Origin of the sequence: Priestia veravalensis (assembly GCF_001457055.1) — a bacterium.
In the GTDB taxonomy this organism is placed as follows: domain Bacteria; phylum Bacillota; class Bacilli; order Bacillales; family Bacillaceae_H; genus Priestia; species Priestia flexa.
In genome coordinates this window covers 1-2,289 of sequence record NZ_KQ758758.1, presented here as the reverse complement: position 1 = coordinate 2,289, position 2,289 = coordinate 1, and the positions used below count along the sequence as shown (strand labels likewise).

At 31.5% G+C, this 2,289-nt stretch carries 2 protein-coding genes; one reads left to right on the top strand and one right to left on the bottom strand.

Going from position 1 to position 2,289, the window contains the following annotated elements:
* The first annotated feature begins 132 nt into the window (after positions 1–132).
* On the top strand, positions 133–687 hold the full coding sequence (locus tag AS180_RS21200) for a TVP38/TMEM64 family protein (RefSeq protein WP_062687467.1): 555 nt from the start codon (positions 133–135) through the stop codon (positions 685–687).
* Between the two features lie 150 nt (positions 688–837).
* On the opposite strand, the gene AS180_RS21195 is transcribed toward AS180_RS21200, so the two are convergent.
* Positions 838–2,196, bottom strand: coding sequence for a UDP-N-acetylmuramoyl-L-alanyl-D-glutamate--2,6-diaminopimelate ligase (locus tag AS180_RS21195; protein ID WP_226373017.1), 1,359 nt, complete (start codon positions 2,194–2,196; stop codon positions 838–840).
* Between the last annotated feature and the right edge of the window lie 93 nt (positions 2,197–2,289).

The window sequence follows — 2,289 nt, the reverse complement described above, 5'->3', positions numbered from 1 at the left end:
CCCAACCATTATAAAGGCTTTTTTTATGCAAAGATAAAATTACTGAAAATTTAGATTTTTATAAAGCGTTGAATTATTTTAATGCGACACTAGTGTCTAAATATAAAAAATTTATAACAGGAGATTCAATTAATGCAATCATATTTGAAGTCCCTATTATCTACCTATCCTCAAATAGCAGTTATTTTAAGTGTTCTTATAAGTATTGTTGTAAGCATATTAGGCTTTATTCCTAGCACATTTGTGACAGCCATTAATTTGAAAATTTTTGGTTTGTGGGAAGGTACAATTATATCTTTTTTAGGAGAAGTAATAGAAGCAATTATTTCTTTTGTGCTATATAGGAAAGGATTTAATCGAATTGTTGAACAAAAAGTTTCTAAATATCCTAAAGTACAACAATTACTACATGTTACGGGAAAAGAAGCTTTTCTGATGGTTTTTTCCCTGCGGTTAATGCCCTTTGTACCTTCTAGTATTGTTACTTTCCTTTCTGCTGTAGGGAAAATGTCCCCTTTTCATTTCTTTATGGCAAGTACTCTTGGGAAAATTCCTGCTCTTGCTATTGAGGTATATTCTACGTATCAGATTGTCACTTGGACAAAGCAAGGTAAATTTCTTTTGTTGTGTATATCCATTTTTCTTCTTGTGTATGGGTGGAGGAAGTGGAAATCTATTTCTAAATAGAGGGCAAAACCTTATTAGTTTCATGAAATTAAAAAACAAACCAACCTATAAGGCTAATACCCTATAGATTGGTTTGTTTTATTGTAACTTTCATTTGTTCCTATATTTTTGAACAATTAATCTCAATTGGTATGACTGTTAGTGCTTTAATTATTGAAGAAGGTACTCAATAGTTTCCTTATCAGAACTAGTAGGTATTTCATATAATTCTTGATAAGTCTCTACACCTTTTCCTGTGATAATAACCCAATCCCCTTTAGAAGCATAAGTCCACGCAAATTTGATTGCTAAAGTTCGATCAGGTATTACTATTCCTTTTTCTTGTACGTTTAATTTTCGAAGGGTGGTTTCCATTTCTTCAGCAGAGACATCATTCAAATCATCAAAAGTTAGGATACTTAAATCACTAAGCTCATTAGAAATGTTAATCATTGCTTGACGTTTGTTCTCATCTCTATTCCCTCTAAATCCAAAAACATGATAAATTCGTTTTGCACCAGAATCTCTTGCTGTCTTTAGACAATGATAAAAAGCGTCAGCTGTATGTGCATAGTCAATAACAAAAGTAGCTTGTTCTGGAGCTTGAATAATTTCGAATCTCCCTGGAACACCTCTCAATGTCTCTAATGAACGAATAATTCTATTTTCTTCAATACCTAGTTCTTTAGCTGTCAAAAATGCCATTGCAGCATTATATATATTATGAGAACCTAACATTTTTAATTTTAATTCATAGCTCTTGTTTCTTTGGTTTAACAATGTAGAAGAATCTTCTTTATTTTTCTCAAAAATAATTTGTAGATCATGATTGCTTCCCTCGCCCATTGTAACAATATTCGAAACGTTCCCCTTTAGTTTATCAATTAGTTTTTCTCCCCAACTGTTATAGGCACTTACAATTGCACTACCATTTAATTTTAATTTATTAAATAGGCTAGCTTTAACAGAGAAATACTTTTCCATATCTTTATGGTAATCAAGATGTTCCTCATCTAAATTCGTAAATAGACAATAATCAAATTTTATTCCTTCAACCCGAAACTGTGATAAACCATGTGAAGAAACTTCCATAATAATAACGTCATCTTTACTTATATAAAGTTGTCTTTGTAGCTCGAGAGCATTTAAGGTTGTATGTTTAGAAGAAGAAACTTGTCCATTTACAACGTTAAAAACAGAACCAAATAAAGAACAAGACAAACCTGCTTCTTCTAGGATATGTTTTAGCATAAAAGAGGTTGTTGTTTTTCCATTCGTACCAGTAATACCGATAAGTTTTTGTGTTCTAAATGGATGTTTATAGAAGTTACCAGCAATTTTAGCAAGTGCCAATCGACTGTTGGCTACTTTAATATAAGGAACTGTTAAGTCACTTATCTCTTTTTCTCCAACAATAGCAGTAGCTCCTGCTTTTATTGCATTATCTATAAAATCATGACCGTCTTGCTGATAACCTGAGATAGCAACAAATAAATCATTTTGGTTTACTCTAGTTGAATCAACAGATATACTGTGACTGCTAGAATAAAGTGTACAGTTTTTGCTTGATAAGATGAAACGCTTATTTACCCAAATATACCAGCAAAAAATATCAACCTATCA

Bases quoted from the DNA above. Each gene is read 5' to 3' on its own strand.
- AS180_RS21200 (WP_062687467.1), top strand. From the start codon at position 133: ATGCAATCATATTTGAAGTCCCTATTATCTACCTATCCTCAAATAGCA.